Raw genomic sequence first — 24,117 nt, 5'->3', positions numbered from 1 at the left:
CGCTCGTCGTGGTTTTTGGCTTACTGTTGCAGCATCTTGATCAGCAGGTTGCCGGATGAGGCCGCGCTGGTGGAAGGGTCATTCGGATCCCACACTTCATTGCCCCAGTTGACCAGGCTGCCGATGACCAGATCCTCGGCCAGCTCCCGACCGTTGCGGATCAGGGATTCACCATCGCGCGACATCTTTTTGAGCGTGCGCAGATCCATCTCTTCGCGCCGACCACCGAGCCGCGTTGATGCCTCCGTCGTGTTGACCAGCGCCGCGAAGACCTGATCTATCACGGCTGACATGCCTTCCTGGAGCTGCTTGCGCAGCAACTCCATCTCCTGCTCTGACAAGCCGATATTCCTAAGCGCCTCCAGCTGTCGCATGCCCTGCTGATCCTGCTGTTGTACGCTATCCGATGCCTGCTCCATGCAGGCCTGCGCTGCCTGGGCAAGCGCGGTGAAGTCAGTGTAGGCGGCCGTCGTTGCGGGACCCGGCGGCAGCTGGCTGGGGATGCGTTTTAGTGGCAACTTGAGCTGCGGATCGGGATAAGAGAAGTACATCGTCAATTCGTCGCGTTCCATGTTGGATCCTGGCGCTCAAAGCTGGGCAAAGGCAGGGCTGGAGAGGAATTTGTAGGCGCGATCGATCTGCTCGTACTTTTGCTGGGCTACCGCCTTTTCCGTGTCGCTTTTATTCACCTGTTTATCGTAGTGCCAGCGAAAGGCCAGTTTCTTGTAATGGGTCCTGATCGTGGCCTGGTCACGCTCGTCCGGTTTCAGCCCGAGTGCGGCAAGAGAATCCGCCGCCAGTTTGTGCAAGTCCTGTCCGGCGTATTCCTGATCGAAGAAGCCGGTCCGGTTAAATTCCTCGTTGACCTCGACGAAGACCTCTCCGGTAACGTGATCCTTGACAGTGCGCTCCCTGCTGACGCCATCGTCCGCAGTCCGCCAGTCTGATCTGGAGTGATGCTCCCCGGTCGTCTGATGAAAGGTATCGTGCCAGGTCGTCTTGGTGACTTCGTCGTAGGTGGTTCGGGAACGCACGCCCCGATCATCAGCGGCGCTCCACGCCGTACAACGGTAATGCGTTTGTTCTCCGGGATGGAAGTAGGTCTTCCATTCGGTCGCGTTGGCATGATCCCGGATCATGCCGACAAACCAGCCTTCGTTATTCGGAACGACCGGATCAAAGATGCTGAAATGTTGCAGCGGCGGTCCCTCGCGTCGACTGGTGGTCCAGCGGCGTTGATGGCGGTGTTCGATCTCGTCACGCTGCTGCCAGCCGTCGGTGCCGCTTCTCCAGTCGGTCACGGAGATACGTTCGCCGGTATCGACATGATGGGTAGCATTCCATTTCACGCCATCGCTGTGCCACTCCATTCTCTCGATCCGTTCCTTGGCATCGAAGTGGGCCCCCGGCAGAATGCTTGCGCCAGGCGGCAGTACGGCACGCCAGGGCCGATGGATGGCACGCTCCGCGTCATGGGGCTGGTGACTGGCGTAGATACCGTATTGCTTGAGCTTGCTGTAAAGCTCCTGGATCAGCGTGCTCATTTGTACCTGCAATTCAGCCAGTCGCTCACGAGCCTCGGTATAAGCCTGTTGCGCACGCGGATGGTTACGCATGCGCCGGGACAGATCGGCGGCATCGAACTGGGTACATTTCTTGTACCAAGCACTGTTGCGCATGGTACTGAAGGACGAGGACAGTTTGGCGGCACCCTCGCGAATCTTGGCACGACCCTCGCCGCCGACAGAGAAATAGTCACTGATCGACCGGAGACTGAAATTATTGTAAATGGGCATCTTGGTATCCTCGGAAAGAAGCGGGGCGAAAAATACGTCGCCGACCTGATTTCTGAGTCGCGAAAGACTTGCACCGGTTCCCTTCATAGAAGATGCTTGTGAAAAGATGGCACGGTCTCGCGATGAAATGTGGAGGACAGGGAAACTCTCGTTGCCCGTCATGAGACCGACCGGGGCTGTCAGCCCCCCTCACCCCATGCGAAGAAATGACATGCACCGCGCCACCATCTCACCACGATGGATGAAACCGGTTCCCGCTATCTCGGTGGCGCGCGCCGCACATCAGGGCGTGGCGGACTGCGGTGCCATATTCAGATTGCGCCAGACCGGCATGCGCTGTTCGGCAATGGCTTCGGCCAGATAGCGCAATTCGGCATCGATCTCGTGCGGCGCTTCCAACGCCACGCCCGCGCGTTCGACCTTGGCACCTTGACGCTGTACGGCTTGCGCCATGGCCTGTACCCAGCCTTCCGGCTGTAGCACCGCGTGCCCGGCCTGATCGTAAGCTACCCGCTGTAGCAGGCTGGATTTGACGCCATTGCCCAGCAACGGCGAGGCCAGGGCCTGGAAATGATCGCACTCGCGGGAACGGGCTGCGATCACCCTGTTCAGGCGCGCTGCAGGTGCCTGATCGTTCCCGGCCGCGGAAAGAAAGAATATCGAAGCTTGCCTGCCGGCCATCAATAAGCTCGCCATCGACGCGACCTCGCGCAAGCCATATCCACGGCTGCGGATTTCTGGCAGAGCGGCCAGCTCGACCAGCGAATGCGGGCGCTCCAGCAGCGCCTCGATCATCGGATCGGCCAGGCGCGCATCGGCGTTGATCTTGCCGATCACCAGCGTCAGTTCCAGATTGATCCGTGAGCGAGGCAGGGTCAGCGCCACACCGCAGCGTTCCAGCCAGGCATCACGACGGGCCGGGCTCATCATCCGCGCGCCGCGGACATAGATATCCTCCCGGAATGAGCTGTTGCGCAAATGGTCCCATGCCAGCTCACGCATTGCGCTGTTGGGCAGGCCGGCCAGCAGGTCGCGTTGTCCCTGTGTCAGGTACAGCTCCGCGAAACTGTTCTCCAACAACGCCGAGCCAACATAATCAAGCTTGACCGCAGCCATTGCTTGGATCACATCGATGGAATACAGCGCATCCCATCCCTGGTTGAGATATTCGTGGGCCAGGTAGTCCACGTGTTTTCCACCCAACATCTCCAACCGTAGCCCTAGTCCATCGCTGGCAGCACGGGCGAAGGCGGCGGCATTCTGATCACGTAGCGCCCCGACCAGTGCGCAGCCCTGCGCCACCTGGCGCTCGCAGGACTGCGTGCTGTCGCGGCCGAATTCGCGCAGGAGGCGCTGCAGGGAGAGCGCCGAACTCCAGCCAGGCATGGCGTTGTAGTTGAGATAGGCGATGCCGCCCGGCTTGAGGTAACGACGCAGGAATTCGGCGATGTACTGGCGGTTGGTGGCATCGACCCAACTGTAGACGCCGTACATGGTAACGAAGTCGAACTGCGGTAGATCGACCTCGCCGCCTGCCATCTGCTCGAAACTGCATTCGAGTACGGTCAGATTGTCCAGCGATGCGGCGTCCACCATCTCGCGTGCGGTCTGGACGTGGGTGGGCAGGAAGTCAACGGCATAGAAGCGCCCTTGCGGGTTGGCCGCCGCCAGCACCGCCGAGGTCAGGCCCTGGCCGCAGCCCAGTTCCATATAGGTGAAGGGTCGATCCAGCGGCACCGGCTCAACACCGAGCATCACACAGCCCACACTCAAATGAACCGGGCTTTGTTCGGCGAAGAAACTGACCGGATAGTCAATGCCATGCACATAGCCATTACTCCATTCCATTGCGGTTGCCTTTCTGTCGTAAGAAAAGCGCCACCCCGGATCTCCGGGCAGGCGCTGCACATGCAACACACTGCATGCAGTTGTACTGATCCGCTGGCCTATTTGCGGGGCATGCGACGAATGCGGTGCCAGGGGAAATGCTCATCCAACCCGGGCTGCTGCAGCCTGTCCACAGGCAGTGCCACAGCTGAAAAGCAGTGGCCGTTTCCTACATCGTCGAGCGAATGTGATTGGGGCATCATGGTCGTCATCCAGTCAGATCAAGCAGGTAAAGAAGACGCAGCGCAGTGATTTCTACGATATCCGGCTTATTCCGGTTCGGCGGCGAATGCGGCCAGAGACACCGAGTCGAAAGGGAACATTGCGAGCAAACAGACGCTTACCCACAGTGGCCCGAAGATCCGCATCTGCAGGCCGGACATCAAGCTCCTTGCCGGCGAGTGAAAACAAGCGTTGAAAAGGAATGGTCGGTGGCCGCAGCGCTGATCAGATTGCCGCTTGCGCAGCATCCTCGGCCTTCTTGATGAACTTGGTGAACACTGTGACGTTGTCGACATTTGTCACCGCAGCACTGATGGCCGATTCGATTTGCATAGAGCGTCCAGCGCCCTTGCGAACGCCGTCACCCACGCCAACCGAAGAAGTCGCATTACTGATCATCCATGTCTCCTTGCAGCAGTCGCGTCTGGCACGTACTGCCTATTGCTGGTCGTTGACGTTCTTGGCCATGGCGCTGAAGATCTTCAGCTTGGCCAGCGATGTAGCCTGCTGCGACACCCACAGCTGGAATTCCATGGCATTTTCCGAGCCCGCCTGGGCATTCTGCACCATGGGATCTTCACCACCCTGGCGCAAGCTGGGATTGCCGTAGGACTGGGACGAATTCGTCATCTGGCTTTGATAAGTGCTCATCAGCGTCTCCTTTCGTGAGAACGTCACTTGAAAAAAGAATCGGCAGTGGCAGTGGCGGCACCGCTGTGGATGCCGCCACTTGCCGGAATCGTTCCGGTCGTTACCGGTCTTAGATATTTTGAATGGCGTTATCCTCCCCTTTCTTCACAAATTTGGTATATGCGGTAACGGCATTGACAGCGGTTTCAGCTGCGCTTTCCATACTTTGATCCGCAATTGCATGTCCAGAGCCTGCAAGAGAAGCACCACCTACAGCAGCCATAACAACCTCCATGAATGGTAAAAAAAAGTACCGCACCACCAGAACAGCAGAACGGTCACTGATGGGTGGGAAAGTCGACTCCGACAGTTCCATCTTCGAGATTATTTTCCTTGTGGACCGGTCAGGCGGATTGTCCGCGAATCTCCCTGTATGGACTTGTCTGGCTGTCCGGTTCCATTCTTGGCACGCGCTTGCGATCAAGCTGTGAGGCGATGTGACGAAATGAAAGAGTCGCACGGAACCGTTGCGGCCCCCGGGACGACCTATCGGGGCAGTAATGATGTTCCCTTCAACTCTTACAAGGAAATAACATGAGCTTAAGTATCTCGTCTGGCGGCGTCAGCAGCATCCCGACCGGCGCTGAAATGGATTCGTTCTCGTCGACCCTGAAAAATGCATCATCCGGCGACCTGCTCAAAGCCCTGGGCAAAGAAGGTATGGAGCCATGGCAGAAGGATGCCATCCTCAAGGAACTGGAAAATCGAGCGCAGCAATCGCAGAAGTCCGATTCCAACAACGGTGCCAACAGCGCCGGCAATGGTGGCGGTAATGGCGGCGATGATGACGAGATCAAGAAGCTGCTCAAGAAACTGACCAAAGGCACCATCAGCCCTGGCGAAGAGCAGAAGCTGGCCGGTGCCCTGGGCGTGGATACCCAGACCCTGGACGCAGCCAAGGGCGGCGACGCTGGCGGTGGCGACACTGGCGGCGGCGATATCAAGGGCGGCTGATTCTGTAGCAGGGTCGCGCGATGGCATGCTCGTTCCTGCCATCGCAGCGCCTGTGCGGTACCGGCAGGCGGCGCAACAAACCATTCGCAATCCCGGCATGCCGGGATGTCGTCGTTGCTCGCGTGTTGCGCGACCAGGGATCGCACGAACTACGCGCGTCACTATCCTGACTCACTCACATTTCCGTTCCGTCCTCGCCAAACAGGTAATGGTCGCGTCGCCAGCGCAGTGCCAGACTTACCAGAAAATCAAACAGTTCCAAGGTCGATTCCAGCGAGGCCGAACTTAGTGAAAAGCGGCAGATGAGGATAATGCTTTCCCTCTGCGCCTGATAGGTGAAGGCCGGACAATTGGCGTTGAAGAGATACATGTTGGTCTCCAGCAGACGCAGCAATATCTGCTCTCGCTGAAATTGAGGCAGCGAACCGAACTCGCAAGACAGCAACACGCTGTCAGGCACGATCAGCCCACCGTGGTAGAGATTCAATTCCACCCCTTTCACTTGCATGGTGGTCGCCTGATGCGTGGCTCCCTGCAACGGTAGGCCGAAATGTGCGCCCAGTTGTTCAATCAATTGTCGGTAACGGCTGATCGTCATATTTTGCTTGTTGTAGGCCCGCGTTTTTTGCGTACGCCAGGCGGTGCCGGTGCGGGGCAAGCACCTCCAACCCCGTCACCGGCAGCCGGCTGCACGACATCCTTGTAACGTCCTGCTCCGGCCTGCAGTCTTACTTGATGTCTTCCGGTTTGGGACTGCTGTCTTCGGTGCATCCCTCGATGAAGGTCCCGACGGGATTCATGAGGGTATCCAGAGGATGGGTCAAAGCATGAAACAGACCGCCAATGAGCGACATGGATGCACTCCTTTCCTTGAGATGAAGTTGACTCGACATGAGTCGACATGAGTGGCCGCAGCACGGTGCCCTGTTCCTTCCCCGTCTTGTTCCCAACGCCTTCCCGCGCCAACTTCGTCCGGTCATTCCGATTTTATTTCCGTGATGGAACCACCTCTTTTCGCGCCTCTACTCAATGACGCGGGTTCAATGAATTCCCCGCCACTCAACCCGGAAGCATCTTTGGCGTGACATGCACACACCGCCCACCCATTGGCGCGGACATGCCCCTGTTACACGGCAACTGCCTCCGGTTCATCACGCAATTTTAAGAATACAAAGGCAAGAAAAAATGGCACACATTCCTTCCACCAGCGGCGTCAAGCGCGATTACGACGACTACGCCGACACCCCTTCCCAATCGCCCACCCAGGCCACGACGCCCACTGAAACCGGCGGTACGCCGCGCGTATCAGGTTCCGGCTCGCGCGCCTCCGCGCTGCGGGCGGTCTCTGATCCAGTTGTCTCCGAGATCCTGCAGAACATCACCGGCAAGGACGATGGCCTGGCCGCCAAGAACCTGTCGTTGCTGCAAAAGCGCCTCGGTTCCGGCTTCGTCAAGATGATGACCAGCCCCGGCGTGGCCGACCTGGTGCGCGACGTCAAGCTGGAACAGAACTTCGAAACCCAGCGCGGACAGGACGCGGCACTGGCCAAACATTTTGGTGACGCGTCGGCCGTACCGCTGCCCGCCAACATCAACCCAACCGAATTCGTGGTGGCACCGCTGGACATCATGCCCTACAAAGTCGGCGACTCCGGCGAGTTCCGCGCCACCCTGCTGGAACTCAACGGCACCGGCTACGGCAACATCACCACCATGGAGCCCAACACCCTGGACACCGTGATGAGTTCGTTCGGCAATGTCAGCCACATCCTTGAAAAAGAACCGACGGCACTGTTCCTGGTCGCCTGTTCGGGACGGGAAGATCCGCCCGCATTCGGGCAAAGCAAGAAGATCCACGAAAAGCTGATGATCGCCAATGCCATGCAAACCACCATCGCGCAGGCACAACAGGAGCAAGCCGAGAAGACCGGCCAGCCGGTCCTGGGCGTGCAGGTGCTGGGCGTGGACAGCTTCGATGCCGACGCCCTGGTCATGAGGGACGGCAAGCCGGTCATCGAGAACAGCAAGGCGCTGGAAAAGCCAGGACGCGACAAGGATGGCGTGGAAAACATGAAAACCATTCTCAACGGCCACAGCTGGGACAGCCCCATCCAACCCACCGTACTGGTCGGCTATACAGCGCAACTGGCCAAGGCCATCGAGATCCAGGATGGCACGCCCTTCCTCAATGGCCGCAAGGTCAGCTTCATTGGCAACGATCGCCTGGTGCTCAACATCAATGCACTCAATGAGGGCAGCGGCAAGAAACTCGATACCAGCAAGTTCACCTCCAACAACATCAGCTATGTGCCGGCCGCTTCCAAGGGCCACGCCTACGCTTTCACCAACCAGTTCAACAAGGCCGAGGGTGCCGCCTATCCGGGCTTCTCGCGCGAGATCGTCAATCGCCAGGCGTCCACGTTGGAAGATGTGGAGAAGGAAGTGATGAGCATGCTGGCCGAGGGCAAGCGTGTCATCATCAAGCCCAGTGGCACCGGCCATGGCGACGGTATCCGCGCCTTCGATATTGCCGAGAAGGAGACCCCGGAACTGATCCGGCAGGAAATCAAGGAGTCCTATGAATCGGTCAAGGGGACCTACGGTGACCGTGGCGGCTTCCCCTACACCATCTCCGAGTACCTGACCGCTGACCGTGTCTCCAAGGAGGACTCGCCGCTGAAATCGATGAAGTACGAATTCCGTGTGGCCGTGTATTCGGATTACTCCGACAAGGAAAAGGGCCCCCAGCTCAAGGCGGTGCCGGCGATCATCAAGATCGATGGCGGCTCCAAACTGCGCGAAGGCGAAAGCGGCGACTTCTCCAAGAGCTTCGCCAGCGTCTCGGCCCAGGTGCTGGCCACTGGCCTGCCCGCGTCCGAATTCATGAAGCCACTGTGCAGTGAAGCCACGCTGGACCTGGTCGGTGTGAGCAAGGACGAGATGACCGACCTGTGCAAGTGGTCGACTCGCCTGGTGTCGCACATCCTGGCCAACGTCGACCAGAGCGACACCATCCTCGACAAGTAATTTCCGCAAAGTCAGACAGCGCAATCGCGTGCGGCCGAGCGCCGCGCGCGGCTTGTGCCCTTCTCCACCCATTCGACTGACAGGTATTATCATGGCTGCCATTTCACCTCATTCGTCCGGCGACACCAGCCTGGCGAGTTCCTCAGAACAAGCCCCGGTCCAGGAACGTGCCCCCGCTTTGCAAGCGCGGGGGGTTCCGTGGGGACCGGCCCTGCAACTGAACAACAACGACATCTATCCCATCCTCGAACAGAAGTGGAAGAGGACCCTCGATCTGGGCAGCAGTTTCCAGGAGGGCTCATCTCCCAAGCGCCTGCGCACAGAGGATATCGACACGGCCCAGGTGCCGCTGCCGCCCTGCGTCAACTTCGTCCCGGTCGGGGTGGTCGGCGGCATGGGCCCGGAAGCGACACTGGACCTCACCCAGAAACTGTTCAAGACGGCCAAGGAGGTGGGCGACCCGAAGTCCGACCAGGATCATATGCAGGTCATCACGATGAACATCCCCAATCTGATCAAGGACCGTACTGCCTATCTCAACAGCTTCACCGGCGACCGTAACAACGCCGACGAATGGCGCGCCCATCTGCTCAAGAACGATCCCAACAATCCCTATCATGGCTCGCTCGCCGTGGCACAGGCCTGCGTGGCCGCCGGGGCGCATTTCCTCATCTTTCCCTGCAATACCTTCCACGCTTACCACGGCGTGCTGTCGGAAAAACTGAAGGTCCCGCTGCTGCATATCGCCGAAGCCACCATGTGGGCGCTGCGGAAGCAGAATCTGGATCCGGACAAGTCGGTCGGTCTGTTGGCCACCAGCGGCACCATCGATAGCAAGCTCTACCAGACCACGGCAACGCGGATGGAGCAGTACGGCTGCCCCCGCATCAAGTGGGCGCTACCCTCTGCGGCGTCCCAAAAGGACAATGTAATGGCCGGCATCTACGAAGGCGTCAAGTTCGGCGACATGGAGAAAGGAACCAGACTGCTGGACCAGGCGGTTCAGGAACTGGGCAAGGAGCACAAGCTCTCGGCCGTGGTGGAAGGATGTACCGAAATTCCCTTGGCATTGAAGGACAAGGATTACGGCAACATCAAATTGATCGACCCGACCCAGGCGCTGGCGGAGATGGCGGTGGAGTTTTCCCGCAACCTGGCCCGACTGGAAACGAAGTTCGCACGCTAGGCCCGATACGGAAGAGCGACGAGGTCATCCATGTCCAAACAGCAATATGAACAACTGATACACCAGCTCTGCAACCTGTGCCAGATCAAGGGTGCGCAGGGCATTCTGGAGGGCGGTCCGGTAGCGGTGAACGATGTCGTGTTCTCACTGGCCCACCACGAGCAGGTCAGTCCCGATACCCTGCTGGTCTATTGTGATTTCGGCGCGGTGGAAGCCGGACGCGAAGCCCAGGCCTATCGCGCACTGTTGGAGACCAATCTGTTGATGTACGCCGGCAACGGCCCCATCTATACGCTCTCGCCGGCGACTGGTCGCGTCGTCTTTGCCAACCGTTACCGGCTCGGCGGCATGGATGCCGTTATGCTGCGTTCGATTCTGGCCCATCTGGCCGCCAAGGCCATGGACTGGCGCAAGGATCAGTTGCTCGATCCTCCGCCGGTCAGGCGGCATCATGGACATGCCAGCAAGATCCCACAGCTGTGGAGCAGACCCACGCCCACCGACGATGATGCCTACAAGCATTGAAGCGGTGTGCGCCAGTCCAGCTGAACTGGCGTGTCGCTAGGAATCCCCGTCTGATGATGCTGCCTGCCCTCCCCGGCAGGCAGCGTTTTTTCTGCCGTCTTGTTCAGGCCAGGCTGATGATGCCCAGTTCCCCGACAATATCGATGCGGGTGCCGTAGACGGCAGACAAGCGTTGCAGACGTTGAAGGATGCGCTGGGCGTCATCGCCGTGGGCGATGCGCGGAATGCCGCGATCGGCATCGCGTTCACCCTCCCAGTGCATCTCGATGGGATGCAGTACGATCTGTTGCAGTTGGCCACGACTGCCGTAGCGATTGACCGCCACCACGCTCTCATACCACACCTGTTCCTTGAACACCCCGTGTACCCGCCGGTGTTCCATGAACTCGGCTTCGGTCATGGACATCGGTTCGACCTTGTCCTTCTCGTGTTCATCGCGGGTGATGGGCTGCTGCTGGTTCTCCATGAAGAAGAAATTGCCCAGCGAGTAGTAGATCGGCTTGCCCTTGTAGATTTCGATTCCGCGCAACTGGTGGGGTCCGTGGCCGATGAAGGCATCGGCACCATTGTCGATAGCCTGGCGGGCCAGCAGCGGCATGAAGTCCGGCGGCGTCTCGCAGAAATTTCCCGGTTCATGCGTGTGCATGGAAGCGATGGCGAAATCGGCACTCTGCTTGCCCTGACGCAGATGATGGATGATTTCCTTGCGGTCACGCTCGTCCATGGTGAAGGTGAAATCAACGCCCTCGCCGACCTCCTCGCTGGCCCGGTACTTGATATCGAACAAGGTCACCGTGCCATTGCGGGCATCGGCAGCCAGAACGGACTTGCGCATCATGCCCTTGGGCAGCGCATCGCGAATGGCTGCTAGCATCGCCAATCGCTGCGGGGAAACTAGTACATGACGCATGGTGCGCAGGGCATTGAGGCCGGGGCGTCCCGGAATCTGGCCCAGCGGATCGATGGCCCGGGCATTGGCCTCGAAGCGCGACGCCAGCGCCACCATGGCCACACGCGCCGCCGGGATGCACAGGAAGCGCGCCGCGCGGGCCTGCGCCAGCGTCTCGCCGGTTCCGGCATGAACCATGCCGGCTTTGTCGAACAGCGCATCGGTATAGCGCATGCCCTCCACGCCCCAGTCGGTGGTGTGGTTATTGGCACGGCTCATGAGATTGAAACCCATGTCCTTGATATCCTGCGCCACTGCAGGCGTACTGATGAGCCACGAGCCACCGGCCAGCGCCGACGGATAACCGCCGAAGCGCTGCAGATCGATGGCGGTTCCCTCGAAATTGCCGAAGGTGACATCCCCGCTCTTGAGCAGGGCGATCAGGTCCGGGCTCTTGCGCTGCAGTCGGGGAAAGATCGCATCGGTCAGGATCAGGTCGCCAGCGGCCACCAGAGTGAACCCCTCCGGCACGTTGGCATCCATCCACGAAGGGGCCAGTTGTCCTTCTGCGTGGTGGCCGTCTTGCTTGTCATTCATGTCTGCTCTTTCATTACGTTAAGCGGGACGGGACACGGATCAGCGGTCGTTGCCGATATCGTCCCAGCAGGCGCGCGCCAGGCGGCCCAGGGTATTGAAAGCCGACACGTAGCCAGGCATACCGTCAGGCATTTCCCAGGGCACCTGGTCGGTGTAGCCGGTCAGGATGAACACGGGCTGTTCGTTGCGAAACACGATGCCGCCGTCCATGCGACCACGCTTGCCGGTACCACCCTTGTGCGCGACCTTGGTATCGGAGGGCAGCAGCGATGCCATTTTGGTGCGTAACTTCTGCCAGCTCAAGACCTCGATGGCAAATGCACATTGTTGCGGCGTGCAACCCAGGCGCTGCGCCACTTCGTGATCGGAACAGCCCTTGAGGATCAGGTCATACAGCAGTCCCTGATCGCAGGCGCTGATGGTGGTCACTTCGTCGAGCTTGTGATCAGCCGGCATATCCGGACGCGGCACCGAATTGCGATGGACCGTATTGCGCATACCGATGGAACGACAGAACTGATTGATCTCCTCCAGGCTGATGCGTTCCATCACCATGGCCGTACAGACGTTGTCGCTGACGATGATCATCTGGACCAGAGCGTCACGCAGGCTGATGGTGAAGCCCGGCGTAAGGAACTTGAAGGTCCCCGACACCACGCCCTGACGCAGCCTTTCCTCGTACAGGATGGGCGCATTGAGGTCCAGTCGGCCCTGGTTGACGGCGCGCAGCACGGCCATCAGGATCGAGGTCTTTCGGGTGCTTCCGGACGGGAAGGCGACATGTCCGTCGCGATCAGCCTCCTCGCCGGTGAGCAGGTTCTTGACATACCAGGCGGTCACATAGGGCTGCTCTTCGCAGATGGCGTTCAGGCGCGCTACCAGGTCTTGCATCTTGATTTCCTTTTCGACGATTTCCGATTCTGTGCGATGTGAGGAGGTGACGGAATCGCCTCATGGCGCTGGCGTCACCGGCGGATTCTGCTGCATCTCCTTGCGCAGGTGCTCGGCCAGCGAGCCCAGGAAGCTGCTCAAATCGTGCTGCAACCGCTCGAAACCCTCGTGTTTTTCGCAGCGCTTTTCATTCATGTAGACGCTGCGCTTGATCTCGATCTGGATGCTATGTCGTCCGAGCGTCGGTACACCGTAATGCTGGACGATATAGCCCCCCTGATAGGGCGTGTTGATCCTGACGCGATAGCCGCGTCGGTCAAACTCGCTGGCGACCCACTCGGTGAGTGCGCTGCTGGCCGAGTTGCCCTTGCGATCGCTGACCACGATGTCGGGGCGGTCCGCGCCATTGTCCACGTTCATGGCATTGCCCACCGACTTCATCGAATGGCAGTTGATGTGCCAGAAGCGGCCGAAACGCTGGAGCGCTTCATCGAGCAATGCCGCCAGAACGGCATGGTAGGGTTGATAGTAATGGCGCAGGCGATGTTCGACCTCCTCGATCCCCAGCTTGTCCTGATACATCGGGATGCCCGGCAAGGCGTGACGCCGGATCAGGCCCATACCGCGGCTGCATGCCGCCGACGGAGTCAGCGCATGGGGCCAGGGCTGGGCCAGCATCTCCTGGTCGATATCATCGGGGGCGCGATTGGGATCGATGTAGGCGCGTGGAAATCGCGCCGACAGCAAGGCCGCCCCGACCGCCGGCGCGCCCGCCCACAATTCGTCGACATAAGCGTCCCAGGTGGTCTGCAAAGCCTCGGCGGATGCCACGATGCCGCTGTTGAAGGGATACAGCGTGCCACTGTGGGGCGAATCGACCACCAGCGGCAGCTGGGTCTCGCTCACGCCCGGGCGCAGTAATGCATACACTTGATTGACTGACTTGATCATTGCTTTTCCCGTTGGATACTGCGACGCCGTCAGGCGTCATTGAGATGGCATGCGGACCAGTGGCCATCGCCGATGCTGCGCAGCATCGGCCGTTCCTCGCTGCAGCGACGCATGGCACGCGGACAGCGAGGGTGAAAGGTACAGCCGGCGGGTGGGTTGAGCGGACTGGGCAGCTCGCCCTGGATCGGCCGATGTTCCACCACCTTGGCATCGAGCCTTGGCGCATCGGCCATCAGCGCCTGGGTATAAGGGTGATTGGGCCGGGCAAACACCGAACGCTTGTCGGCGATCTCCACGATGCGGCCCAGATACATGATTGCCACCCGATCCGCGATGTATTCCACCACCGCCAGGTTATGGCTGATGAAGAGATAGGTCAGCTGCTTGGTCTCGCGCAATTCCATGAACAGGTTGAGAATCTGCGCCTGCACCGACACGTCCAGCGCCGAGACCGCCTCGTCGCAGACGATGAACTTCGGGTCCAGTGCCAGCGCGCGCGCAATCGCAATGCGCTGTCGCTGCCCGCCGGAGAACTGGTGCGGATAACGACCGGCATAGGATGGGTCAAGACCGACCTGCTTGAGCAGATCGCCGACGAAGGCAGAGGCATCCTTGCGTTGCACCAGTCCGTGATACAAGGCCGCTTCGCTGATGACCTGATCCACGCGCTGACGCGGATTGAGCGAGGCATACGGGTTCTGGAATACCATCTGAATGTTCAGGTGTGTCTGCAGGCTCGGCTTGGTCATATCCTCGCCTTTGAAGGCGAGACTGCCGCTGGTGGCCGGCAGCAGACCGGCAATCATCCTGCCCACGGTGGATTTGCCGCAGCCCGATTCACCGACCAGCCCCAGGACTTCACCGCGTTCTATACACAGCGAGACTTCATTGACCGCGTATACCCGCTGTGCCGGCGGCTTGGCCAGCCCCAGCTTGCCCAGTGCACGTGTGAGCCCGCTGCTCTTGAGGCTGAAGCTCTTGCTCAATTCGTTGGTCGTCAGCATTGTTGTCATCCTCATGCACTCAATGGGTAAAAGCAGCGATGTTCCCGGCCGCCCGCAGCCACGACCGGCGGAATGGTCTGGCAAGCCGGCGCTGCACGACTGCAGCGTGGCGCGAAGGAACATCCGGGCGGCAGTCGCAGCAGGGGCGGCGTGGCACCGGGAATGGAGTAAAGGCGCTTGCCTTGATGCTCGGCCTGCGGCAGCGAGTCGATCAGGCCTTGCGTGTAGGGATGCAGCGGCTGCCGGATGACCTGCTGTACCGGCCCGCGCTCGATGATGCGGCCGGCATACATGACGCACAGATCATCGGCCAGATCCTTGACCACACTGATGTCGTGGGTGATCCAGATCAGGGCGGTTCCGCTTTCGCGCGCCAGCTGTTTCATCTCGTACAGGATCTGGGCCTGGATCGTCACATCCAGGGCCGTGGTCGGCTCATCGGCGATGATCAGATCCGGATGATTGATGATGGCATTGGCGATGGCAACGCGTTGACGCATGCCCCCGGACATCTCGTGCGGGTACACCCGCATGCGCTCCTCCGGGGCCGGGATGCCGACCCGCTTCAAGGCATCGCAGACGCGCGCATCGATCTCCTTGCGCGATACCTTGCGATGGATGGCAATGGTCTCGCCCAGTTGCGCGCCAATGCGCATGACCGGGTTCAGAGACATCATCGGATCCTGAAACACCATCGCGATGCGATCCCCGCGCAACTGGCTCCAGCGCTTGGGGCTGGCTTGCCGCAGGTTCTCGCCGTTGAAGATGATCTCGCCGCCCGTGACACGGCCCGGCGCGTCGATCAGGTTCATCAATGAAAAAGCCGTGACGGACTTGCCTGATCCCGATTCGCCGACGATGCCCAATACCTTACCTTTTTCCAGCGTGAACGAGACATCGTCCAACGCCTTGGCCACACCCGCTTCCGTGTGAAATTGGGTGACCAGATTCCTGACTTCCAGCAGTGCCATCTTCGCTCCTTATGCATCCAGCTTGGGGTTGAGGACCACGCGCAGCTGGTCGCCCACCAGACTTACCGCCATGACTAGCAGGACCAGCGCCACACCGGGAAAGACGCTGATCCAGTATTGGTTCGACAGCATGTAGTCGAAACCGTTGGAAATCAAAAGGCCCAGGGAAGGCTTGGTCTGCGGCAGGCCGATGCCCAGAAAACTCATGGTCGCCTCCAGCGTGATGGCATTGGCCATCTGATTGGTAGTGGTGACGATCAGCGGTGCCACGCAGTTGGGCAACACGTGGCGGAACATGATGCGGCGCGCCGGCAAGCCTTGGCCCAAGGCCGCCTCGATGTAATCCTTGCCGCGTTCGACCAGGGCCGCGCCGCGCACATTGCGGGCAAAAATGGCCCACTGCACCAGCACCAGCGCCATCAGCGTCTTGTCCACCCCCTGCCCCAGCACGGCCAGCAGCACCAAGGCCACCAGGATCGTCGGCACGCTTAGTTGCACATCGACGACGCGCATGAGCAAGGCATCCACCTTGCCGCCAAAGTAGGCCGACACCAGGCCCAGGCTGGTGCCCAGCACCAGTGCCACCAGCGCACTGGCCACGCCGATGCCCAGACTGATGCGCAAGCCATAGAGGATGGCACTAAGCATGTCGCGGCCAGCGCCATCGGTGCCCAGTACGTAGTGCATGCTCTGGTCGGTACTGAGCGTACCGGGACTGCGTTCGGCTTCTAGGATGGAGACCTTGGACAGATCATAGGGATCCTGTGGGGCAATCAGGGGTGCGGCTACCGCCGCGACGATCAGGATGGCCAGCAGCAGTGACGCCGCCGTGCCGACGCGGCTCTTGAAGAAGCGTCTGGCCAGAACGCGCCAGGGAGACTCCGAGGCAGCGGTTTCGGTGGACGGCCTGGCGATACCTGCTCCGGAATGAGCCTCCGATGCCAGTGCGCCTGTCTCGATATCATTCATCATCATTATGTTTGCCTCTTCAAGCCGACTTGGTCCGCAGACGCGGGTCCAGAATCAGATACAACACGTCAACCACGAAATTGATCACCACATAAAGCAGCAAGACCACCATCAGATAGGCCACCACCACCGGCCGGTCCAGCTGCAGTACCGAATCGATGATGAGCTTGCCCATGCCGGGCCAGGCAAAAATGGTTTCGGTGATCAGGGAAAAGGCGATCAGGTGACCGAACTCGATGCCCATGACGGTCACGATGGGAATCATGACGTTGGGCGCGATATGCCGCATCATCAGGCGTACCGCCCCTACCCCCTTGGCACGCGCAAACTTGACATATTCCTGTACCGCCACCTCGCGCGTGCCGGCCTCGGTCATGCGCATCACCAGGGCGATGTTGTGCAGGGCCAGCGTACTGGCCGGCAGGATGATGTATTGCAGCCCTTCCCAGCTAAGGAAACTCACCTGCACTCCCAGCAAGGAAGTGGTCGGACCGCGGCCGCCGGAAGGCAACCATCCCAGATTGACCGAAAATACCAGGATCAGCAGCAGGCCCAGCCAGAACACCGGCACCGTCACACCCAGCACCGAAAATCCCATGGCAAGCTTGTGCACGCGACTACCGGGGCGCAAACCGGACCACATCCCCAGCGGAATGCCGATCAACGCCGACAGCAGCAAGGCCGCCACAGCCAGTTCGAAGGTGGCCGGCATGCGTTCGAAGATCAGGCCGATGGCCGGCTGATTGAAGACGAAGGAATTGCCCAGATCCCCATGTAAGGCATTGGTCACGAAGCGCAGGTATTGCTGGTACATCGGCAGATCCAGCCCCAGCGCATGCGAGGCGCGCTGTATTTCTTCCAGTGGTGCATCCGGTGCGACCAGCAGATGAATGGGGTTGCCCACCAGATTGATCCCGACGAAAGCCAGAATCGACATCACAAAGATCACCAGCACGCTTTGCAGCGCGCGCCTCAACAACATCTCAAACATCGTTCCGCTCCCATGTCGAATTCACGCCGGACTCCTGCTCGCGATCAGGAGGCTGTCCCGGCAGCCCCTCGCAGCTCATGATACGCCGTATCAATGAGCGATACTATATATTATCAAGCGATACCGTGTCAAACAAAGATCACCATCCGAAACATCTTTTCATGCCCTGCGATTCCAGGCGGAAACCCAGTTCCAGAGCGGGATTGCAGCAATCATCGCAGATCGTCTTCGGGCGCGGAGCCGTGGAGAAACCGTGGTTCAGCAAAAGAAAAAAAGGAGTGCAATCTGCACTCCTTGCGCACTCCTTCCCGGGTCGTATGCGACGATCTTTACTTCTGGCGGATATCCATGGCCATGGTGAATCCGTCAGCGCGCGGTGTCAGAACGAGGCTCTTCTTCATGGCCCAGGATGCATTGAGGTGCTGCAACGGAATGATGGCGACATCGCTCAAGGCCAGGCGGCTGGCCTGCCGCTGCAGATCCGCCCGGGTTGCCTCATCGGTAGTACCCGCAGCGCGTTCGATGAGGGCATCCACTTCCTTGTTGCTGTAGCGTCCATAGTTGCTCACGCCAACAGAGGCTGCCGCGTTGTAGCTGTGGATCATCGACACCAGCCCCGTGAGTGAATCGCCGGTCACCGCCCCGTTGCCGACCAGGAAGGCACTGAATTCAGGCTCGCCGCTGCCGCCACTTCCGAAGGCACGGGTCTGGAACACGGCATATGGCATCGTCGCCACGTCCGTCTTGATCCCCACCTGACTCCATTGCTGGGCGACCGCCTCGCATAGTCGGGCGTCATTGACATAGCGGTTGTTCGGGCAATGCAGGGTCAGCTCAAAACCTTGCGGATAGCCCGCCTGCGCCAGCAACTCCCGGGCCTTGGCGACGTCATAGGCGGGCATTCCGAGGTCGGCGTCATAGCCGAAGAATCCCTTGGGCACCGTTTGCAACGCCGCCGTGGCATCGTCCTTCATGAGGTACTTGATGATGCCGTCGCGATTGATGGCCATCGTCATCGCCTGACGCACCTTGAGATCCTTCATGGGATTCTTCTTCAGGGGGGCGCCACTGGCGTCGCGCACGAAGGGCGAACTGTCGCGGAACTGATCCAGCGCCAGATAGTTGAGCATGTAGGACGTCACCGAGACCAGCTTGAAGGCACGCAGCGATGTCTCCATGTTGGCGGTGATATCGTTGATGATGTCCAGCGAGCCCGATAGCAAGGCGGCTGCGCGAGCCGGCTCACGCGGAATGAACTGGAAGCTCACGGTATCCCAAGGCTCCTTCTCGCCCCAGTACGTCGGATTCTTGGTGAGCACGAGTTTCTGTCCATGCAGCCAACTGCCGAAGCGATACGGTCCGGTGCCGATGGCCGATTTACCATTGGCGAAGCTTTCTTCGCTGACGTGCTCACCCAGGGATCTGGGCAGGATGGCGATGAGGCCGAGATTGTCTGGCAGCGTCGGGCTGACGTGCTTCGTCTTGACCTGCACGGTCAGGGGCGCACTGACACTGATGGCGCTCACTTCGCGCAGATAGGAGCGGAAGGTGCGCGGTCCCGAAAGATTCATGGCGCGCTCGATCGAATACTTGACGTCCTCGGCCGTCATGGTCTGCCCATCATGGAACTTCACATCCGGCCGCAACTTGAATTCCCAGGTGGTCGGATTGAGCATGCGCCACGACAGCGCCAGGCCAGGCTTGGGACGCAGCTGATGATCCTGGGCCACCAGTGAGTCATAGACGTGAACCCAGATGTTGCGGTTGGCGCTGTTGAGCACATGGGGATCGGCCGAGGTGATCTCCGCCTTGAACCCGATCTTCAGTTCAGCCGCCTGCACGACCGACCCCAGCAGCCCAACGGCAATACAGGCTGCGGCAAATACTTTCCTCACTACCTTGAACATGTTGCGACCCTCTCCTTGACTTCGATTAAACAGTTGAAGCTGCCGCCATCAGCTCATTGCCTGTCACCCTCTGGCCGGTGCAGCAATGCGTCCGGCCAGAGGCAGAACACAAGAACCGTATTGGCGCGCCCGCTTATTTCATGACGGCTTCGCCTCGTTGTCGCTCGCATCAACCATCCTTACCAGCGGCCGCCAGATGAGCACATGGATATATTTCGTCCGGCGCTCAACGATATCCCAGATTCATTGACAATTGGCGCGCCGCCGTTCGCAGCATGCCTGCCATTGTCGCGACCTCCTCGCCACCGATACGGCTGGCCGGGCCGGCCACGCTGATGGTGGCCATCACCTCGGCATTGGCATTGAAGACAGGCGCTGCAATGGCCACCGAATCGACCGACATCTCACCGTAGGAGACCGCATGCCCCGCCTGCAGGACCTTGGCCAGCGCCTGCTTGAGGCTGCTGCGATTGACCAGCGTGGCCCCGGTGAAGCGCTTGCGTTCTGTGCGCAGGATATGATCCTGAATCTCCCGCGGAGCATAAGCCAGCAGTACCTTGCCTGACGCTCCCGCATAGAGCGGTCGCCGGTTACCTGGCTCGCACGGAGCGCTGACCGGCTCTACGGATTCCCAGCGTGCAATGCAGACCGATTCCAGACCATCGCGAATGCGCATCTGTACGGTTTCCTGGCAGGTAGTACCGATCTGACGCAGATATTTCTTGCCCAGTCGGGCCAGACTGATCTGACCTTCGGCCTCCACCCCCAGGTACAAGGCATTGTGGCCCAGGCAATAGACAGGTGCCTGGTGATCACGACATACCAGACCACTCTTCTCCAGCGTATAGAGCATGCGGAACGCCCGCGCCTTGGTCATCCCCGAGCGTAGCGACAACTCCGTCACACCCAGGCCGGGACATTTCGCCACCAGCAGGAGCAGCCCCAGCGTCTCTTCAACTGCATCGATTGTGTAATCAGTCATGACTCTGATGTCTCGGCAGGAGTCCAGCGCGGTTCTCCGGCGCTGCATAGGCAGGCCGACGTTCCAGAAAAAAGCCAATCCCGCAAGCGAGATTGGCAAAGAGGAGACACCTCAAGAAAAACGGAACCTTAGAAGCGATGCAGGATGCCCAGCGCCAGGGCATTCTGCGACTTGTCCGCGCCCGGCGCGCCATTGCTGGTCAGGCCCGGGCTGTACATGTCGGAGGCCCGCATGTTGGCCACCATCGCATACAGCAGGCTGCGCTTGGACAAGTTGTAGTCGGCACCCAGCACCAGCGTGGTGAGCTTGCCCTTGTTGGATGCACCCACGAAGTCGTAACGGGAATGGATCACGCTGCCCTTGAAGACCCAGTTACCCAACTTGTAGTCGGCACCGACGTCATAGATATCAGCACGCGAATTGTTGATGCCGCCCGCAGTGAATGCCGCCACGCCGCTGGTGGCGGTCGCTGTACGTACAAAGTTGACCGCAGTACCCGACGAGGCGTTGACCAGCGGCTGCTTGACCAGCGAATAAGTACCGCGCAGGGTCACCGGACCGATATCGTAATTGCTGCCCAGCATCCAGACCTTGGTGCAGGTGTCGCCTGCATTGCCCAAGGTGGAAGTATTGCAGCCGGCGTTGGTGGCCGCGCCCTGATCACTGCTGGTATTGGTGGTTGCCGAGCCGACGGTCGCCGCCTTCTTCGACTGCCAATAGGCGAAGCCGATGCCGAACGGGCCATTGTCATAGTTGGCACCCAGTCCCAGCGACTGACCGGTGCTGTTGGAGCCGGCCGTTTCGCCGAAGGCGTAAGTGAAATTCGCCTGGAAGCCACCGAAGTTCGGTGTGGTGTAGTAGATCATGTTGTTGGCACGTTCGCCGGTGGCACGATCCAGATTGTTGCCATGCGCCTTGCCGGTGAAGGGCAGCATGCGCGATGCGGTGGAATACTGATTGGCGATGAAATCGGTGTAATCCTTGCGGCGACCCAACTGCACATCACCGTAGTTTCCCGACAGACCCACCGTGGTGCGGCGACCGAAGGTGGCACCATTCTGCGTGGAGGCGCCGTTATCCAGCGTAAAGCCGCCTTCAATGACGAATTCGGCCTTGTTTCCGCCACCCAGATCCTCGGCACCACGGAAGCCGAGACGCGACTGCGTGTACTGACCCGAATCGATGCCCACGCGGTTACCTGTGCTGGTACCGGTGGTAGCCACTTTGTCGACATAGCCCAGACCAGCCGTGGCAATGCCGTAAATCTCCACCGAGCTTTGCGCACAGGCGGTCCCCACGATGCCCAGGCAGGCCAGTCCAATTGCGGATTTCTTCACATCTCTCTCCCTTGATACCAGATTGTCGATAATAGAAACATCACCCCAACGTATCGCTAAGCAAACCAATGTAACGATAGGCGATATGTTAAACAGCTGTATTGAGATCGTCAACGATGTTTCATCAAAAAATATACGGTATTATCATGTGAAACAGAAGTGACTATTCAGGTGCAAAAAATACACCGGAAGATGCGCTGGCAGGCGACTTTGCCCAAAACGAGACCATACCCGGCTTCAATGTTGGCTGAAGCGGGTGTTTCATTGAACGAAGAGCGCTGGCGTGCTCCGTACATTGCGTCGATGACTACCTCAGGCCATGCATGCCAGCCTATTGACACCTGAGCACAAGGAAAGCGAGATGCAACACGACATGCCGAAAAAGAGGCAACAGCGCCGCGTACCGGACGCCGATCTGGCCGCAGACGACGCTGGCTTGATGGCGAGCATCGCCAAGGGCGATGTGCTCGCTTTCGAGAAATTATATAAACAGTATGGTCCGCGGCTGACGGCGTTCCTACGTCGCTTCACCGCCCACCCCCACCTCATAGATGAGATCATCAACGACACCATGTTGGTGGTATGGCAGAAAGCGCACACCTACAACCAGACCTGCAAAGTCTCGACCTGGGTGTTTTCGATCGCCTATCGCCAAGGCCTCAAAGCACTGCGCAGCTTGCGGCAAAAGACAGAGATCTTGGTCGACGAAGATGAACTCAGCGACATGCCTGAGCCGGAACAGCAGATGAACCATCTGCAAATGAGGAAATTGCTGGAAAACGCGCTGGGGGAGCTATCGCTGGAGCAGCGTAATGTGATCGCCCTGACCTTCTACCACGGCATGGCCTACGACGAGATCGCACACACCATGAGATGTCCGGTCAATACCATCAAGACCCGAATGTTTCATGCACGGCGCAAGCTCAGATCGCTGCTGCATGCGTATCAATGAAGGACCAAGAGGCGTTCCAGGCCGGACCGGGAACGTGTCCCGGGAGGACTCGACTCATCGCGCGAGCAGTCCGGCTTGAAAGCTATACAGATAAGGCCTGTGTTTCTCAGGCCAGCGCGTCGACGTAACCGAGCAGTTGGGAGAAACGGGCGGCGGACTGGGTGATGATCTTGACGTACTTGTCCAGTTTCTCTTTGGGAACGCGGCTCGATGGCGCCGTCATGGACAGCGACGCCACCACATTGCCTTGGGAATCGCGCACCGGAGCAGCGACCGCCACCATGTCCGCCGTCTTTTCGGAATGGGAAATGCTGAATCCCTCCGCCAGGATCTTCTTGAGTTCCTTCTTGAGATCGGTCTGCTTGATGATGGTGTTCGGGGTGAATTTCTCGAGCTTGCCGGAGAGGATCTCGGCCTGCACATCGGCCGGCGCATAGGCCAGCAAGAGCTTGCCGGAAGCCCCTGCAAACAAGGGACGACGATCACCCAACTGGCTGTGAACCCGGATCGCATGCGGTGCATCCCACCACGCCACGCAGACCGTATCCATGCCGTCGCGCACCCTGACCAGGACGCTCTCGTTGCATTCGTTTCCGATATCCTGAAGGATGTCACGGGCCACGCTGACCAGGCTCAACTGGCCCTGCGCGGCGGTTCCCAGAATCAGCGCACGATAGCCGAGGCTGTAGGTCGCCATGGGCAACTGACGCCGTACCAGACCGCGCTCCTCCAGCGTAGTGAGCAGCCGGAAGGCTCGTGCCTTGGTATTGCCGGAGCGCTTGGCCAGCTCGGTCACGCCATGCCCCCCTTCTTCAGCCACCAGAAACAGCAGCTCTATCGCCTTGCTGACGGCATCGACGGTGTAACTCATAAATCAGTTTCCTTGTTATTCAACGCAATCTTCACGAGACCGTCACCGACGGCCTGGTCCCGCCCCCACGGGATGGCCATTTTCGCAGAAATACGCGCATGGTGTTCGCCCGCCCGGGCGAATCAGGTCACCGCATCTGGCACCTGGTCCGTAACCTGCCCGATGAAACGGAAGATCAAGACCAAAACGATACACTGTTTCCCTGACGGAAACAATACAAGTCTGTAGCACGGCGGTGCATCTGCTTGGCGAACCAACTGGCGCGCCATCGCCACTAACCGTGGCCAAGCATGCAGACCGTGACAGCCGATGGCGCAATCCGGGAGGAGATGCTCAGATGAGAAAATTTGCAGTCCGGGTAAGAACGGCCGAACAAGCCTATACCTACATGGAACTTGCTCACAGCAGCGGCGACGCGGCGGCGGCAGCTTGCGATCGCTTCGGACCGTGCGGCGTGACGGTCATCCCCCTGTCCGGCCATGGCTACCGCCCTGCCTGAGATCGCCAGCCTATACGCC

General features: G+C 59.6%; 25 protein-coding genes. 6 read left to right on the top strand and 19 right to left on the bottom strand.

Annotated features, from left to right (window positions below; all coding sequences use genetic code 11):
* Positions 1 to 20: 20 nt before the first annotated feature.
* From ACWFUC_RS17130 to ACWFUC_RS17105, 6 genes are all read right to left on the bottom strand, one after another.
* On the bottom strand, positions 21 to 572 hold the full coding sequence (locus ACWFUC_RS17130; RefSeq protein WP_209585315.1) for a hypothetical protein: 552 nt from the start codon (positions 570 to 572) through the stop codon (positions 21 to 23).
* A gap of 15 nt (positions 573 to 587) precedes the next feature.
* Positions 588 to 1,796, bottom strand: coding sequence for a J domain-containing protein (locus tag ACWFUC_RS17125; protein ID WP_489625498.1), 1,209 nt, complete (start codon positions 1,794 to 1,796; stop codon positions 588 to 590).
* A gap of 282 nt (positions 1,797 to 2,078) precedes the next feature.
* A complete protein-coding gene (locus ACWFUC_RS17120; protein ID WP_204725641.1) occupies positions 2,079 to 3,644 on the bottom strand; it encodes a class I SAM-dependent methyltransferase in 1,566 nt (521 codons plus the stop codon).
* 486 nt (positions 3,645 to 4,130) lie between these two features.
* Complete coding sequence (locus ACWFUC_RS17115) at positions 4,131 to 4,304, bottom strand: hypothetical protein (RefSeq protein WP_204725523.1); 174 nt, start codon at positions 4,302 to 4,304, stop codon at positions 4,131 to 4,133.
* A 39-nt stretch (positions 4,305 to 4,343) separates the two neighbouring features.
* On the bottom strand, positions 4,344 to 4,556 hold the full coding sequence (locus ACWFUC_RS17110) for a hypothetical protein (protein WP_204725522.1): 213 nt from the start codon (positions 4,554 to 4,556) through the stop codon (positions 4,344 to 4,346).
* 109 nt (positions 4,557 to 4,665) lie between these two features.
* A complete protein-coding gene (locus tag ACWFUC_RS17105) occupies positions 4,666 to 4,911 on the bottom strand; it encodes a hypothetical protein (RefSeq protein ID WP_209585343.1) in 246 nt (81 codons plus the stop codon).
* Between the two features lie 218 nt (positions 4,912 to 5,129).
* On the opposite strand from ACWFUC_RS17105, the gene ACWFUC_RS17100 reads away from it, so the two are divergent.
* Positions 5,130 to 5,549, top strand: a complete 420-nt coding sequence (locus tag ACWFUC_RS17100; protein ID WP_259435103.1) for a hypothetical protein — start codon at positions 5,130 to 5,132, stop codon at positions 5,547 to 5,549.
* Between the two features lie 175 nt (positions 5,550 to 5,724).
* Here ACWFUC_RS17100 and ACWFUC_RS17095 read toward each other — a convergent pair whose 3' ends face one another.
* On the bottom strand, positions 5,725 to 6,207 hold the full coding sequence (locus ACWFUC_RS17095) for a CesT family type III secretion system chaperone (protein ID WP_489625496.1): 483 nt from the start codon (positions 6,205 to 6,207) through the stop codon (positions 5,725 to 5,727).
* A gap of 70 nt (positions 6,208 to 6,277) precedes the next feature.
* Positions 6,278 to 6,403, bottom strand: coding sequence for a hypothetical protein (locus ACWFUC_RS17090; RefSeq protein WP_259435101.1), 126 nt, complete (start codon positions 6,401 to 6,403; stop codon positions 6,278 to 6,280).
* A gap of 331 nt (positions 6,404 to 6,734) precedes the next feature.
* Between ACWFUC_RS17090 and ACWFUC_RS17085 the strand changes: the two genes are divergently transcribed.
* From ACWFUC_RS17085 to ACWFUC_RS17075, 3 genes are all read left to right on the top strand, one after another.
* Positions 6,735 to 8,576, top strand: coding sequence for a hypothetical protein (locus tag ACWFUC_RS17085; protein WP_489625495.1), 1,842 nt, complete (start codon positions 6,735 to 6,737; stop codon positions 8,574 to 8,576).
* Between the two features lie 91 nt (positions 8,577 to 8,667).
* Positions 8,668 to 9,762, top strand: coding sequence for an aspartate/glutamate racemase family protein (locus tag ACWFUC_RS17080; RefSeq protein WP_489625494.1), 1,095 nt, complete (start codon positions 8,668 to 8,670; stop codon positions 9,760 to 9,762).
* Between the two features lie 30 nt (positions 9,763 to 9,792).
* Positions 9,793 to 10,287 carry a CesT family type III secretion system chaperone gene (locus ACWFUC_RS17075; RefSeq protein ID WP_204725520.1) on the top strand — a complete coding sequence of 165 codons (495 nt, stop codon included), beginning with the start codon at positions 9,793 to 9,795 and terminating at the stop codon, positions 10,285 to 10,287.
* Positions 10,288 to 10,390: 103 nt separating this feature from the next.
* On the opposite strand, the gene ACWFUC_RS17070 is transcribed toward ACWFUC_RS17075, so the two are convergent.
* From ACWFUC_RS17070 to ACWFUC_RS17025, 10 genes are all read right to left on the bottom strand, one after another.
* Positions 10,391 to 11,773 carry a CapA family protein gene (locus ACWFUC_RS17070; protein ID WP_204725519.1) on the bottom strand — a complete coding sequence of 461 codons (1,383 nt, stop codon included), beginning with the start codon at positions 11,771 to 11,773 and terminating at the stop codon, positions 10,391 to 10,393.
* 39 nt (positions 11,774 to 11,812) lie between these two features.
* The gene (locus ACWFUC_RS17065; protein ID WP_489625493.1) at positions 11,813 to 12,664 is read right to left on the bottom strand and encodes a serine hydrolase; all 852 of its coding nucleotides are present in this window, start codon (positions 12,662 to 12,664) and stop codon (positions 11,813 to 11,815) included.
* A gap of 60 nt (positions 12,665 to 12,724) precedes the next feature.
* The gene (locus ACWFUC_RS17060; protein ID WP_204725517.1) at positions 12,725 to 13,615 is read right to left on the bottom strand and encodes an N-formylglutamate amidohydrolase; all 891 of its coding nucleotides are present in this window, start codon (positions 13,613 to 13,615) and stop codon (positions 12,725 to 12,727) included.
* A gap of 29 nt (positions 13,616 to 13,644) precedes the next feature.
* Positions 13,645 to 14,628: an ABC transporter ATP-binding protein gene (locus ACWFUC_RS17055; protein WP_489625492.1), complete on the bottom strand. Its 984-nt coding sequence runs from the start codon at positions 14,626 to 14,628 to the stop codon at positions 13,645 to 13,647.
* 2 nt (positions 14,629 to 14,630) lie between these two features.
* Positions 14,631 to 15,590: an ABC transporter ATP-binding protein gene (locus tag ACWFUC_RS17050; RefSeq protein ID WP_209568949.1), complete on the bottom strand. Its 960-nt coding sequence runs from the start codon at positions 15,588 to 15,590 to the stop codon at positions 14,631 to 14,633.
* Between the two features lie 9 nt (positions 15,591 to 15,599).
* Positions 15,600 to 16,565, bottom strand: coding sequence for an ABC transporter permease (locus ACWFUC_RS17045; RefSeq protein WP_204725514.1), 966 nt, complete (start codon positions 16,563 to 16,565; stop codon positions 15,600 to 15,602).
* Positions 16,566 to 16,578: 13 nt separating this feature from the next.
* Positions 16,579 to 17,550: an ABC transporter permease gene (locus tag ACWFUC_RS17040; protein WP_204725513.1), complete on the bottom strand. Its 972-nt coding sequence runs from the start codon at positions 17,548 to 17,550 to the stop codon at positions 16,579 to 16,581.
* A gap of 329 nt (positions 17,551 to 17,879) precedes the next feature.
* Positions 17,880 to 19,457 (bottom strand): ABC transporter substrate-binding protein, encoded by a 1,578-nt coding sequence (locus ACWFUC_RS17035; protein WP_489625491.1) that lies wholly within the window; start codon positions 19,455 to 19,457, stop codon positions 17,880 to 17,882.
* 226 nt (positions 19,458 to 19,683) lie between these two features.
* Positions 19,684 to 20,439 carry an IclR family transcriptional regulator gene (locus ACWFUC_RS17030; RefSeq protein ID WP_204725511.1) on the bottom strand — a complete coding sequence of 252 codons (756 nt, stop codon included), beginning with the start codon at positions 20,437 to 20,439 and terminating at the stop codon, positions 19,684 to 19,686.
* Between the two features lie 128 nt (positions 20,440 to 20,567).
* Positions 20,568 to 21,776: a porin gene (locus ACWFUC_RS17025; RefSeq protein ID WP_204725510.1), complete on the bottom strand. Its 1,209-nt coding sequence runs from the start codon at positions 21,774 to 21,776 to the stop codon at positions 20,568 to 20,570.
* A 361-nt stretch (positions 21,777 to 22,137) separates the two neighbouring features.
* Here ACWFUC_RS17025 and ACWFUC_RS17020 point away from each other — a divergent pair, with 361 nt between their 5' ends.
* Positions 22,138 to 22,728 carry an RNA polymerase sigma factor gene (locus tag ACWFUC_RS17020; protein ID WP_489625490.1) on the top strand — a complete coding sequence of 197 codons (591 nt, stop codon included), beginning with the start codon at positions 22,138 to 22,140 and terminating at the stop codon, positions 22,726 to 22,728.
* 106 nt (positions 22,729 to 22,834) lie between these two features.
* Here the strand turns inward: ACWFUC_RS17020 and ACWFUC_RS17015 are convergent, their stop codons facing one another.
* Entirely contained in the window at positions 22,835 to 23,599 is a 765-nt protein-coding gene (locus ACWFUC_RS17015) for an IclR family transcriptional regulator (RefSeq protein WP_204725508.1), read from the bottom strand.
* 337 nt (positions 23,600 to 23,936) lie between these two features.
* Here ACWFUC_RS17015 and ACWFUC_RS17010 point away from each other — a divergent pair, with 337 nt between their 5' ends.
* On the top strand, positions 23,937 to 24,098 hold the full coding sequence (locus ACWFUC_RS17010; RefSeq protein WP_259435090.1) for a hypothetical protein: 162 nt from the start codon (positions 23,937 to 23,939) through the stop codon (positions 24,096 to 24,098).
* The last annotated feature ends 19 nt before the right edge of the window (positions 24,099 to 24,117 follow it).

This window comes from Herbaspirillum sp. Her4 (genome assembly GCF_057961335.1).
Note: the sequence above shows the minus strand (reverse complement) of the source record. Positions and strands in the feature narration are given on the sequence as shown.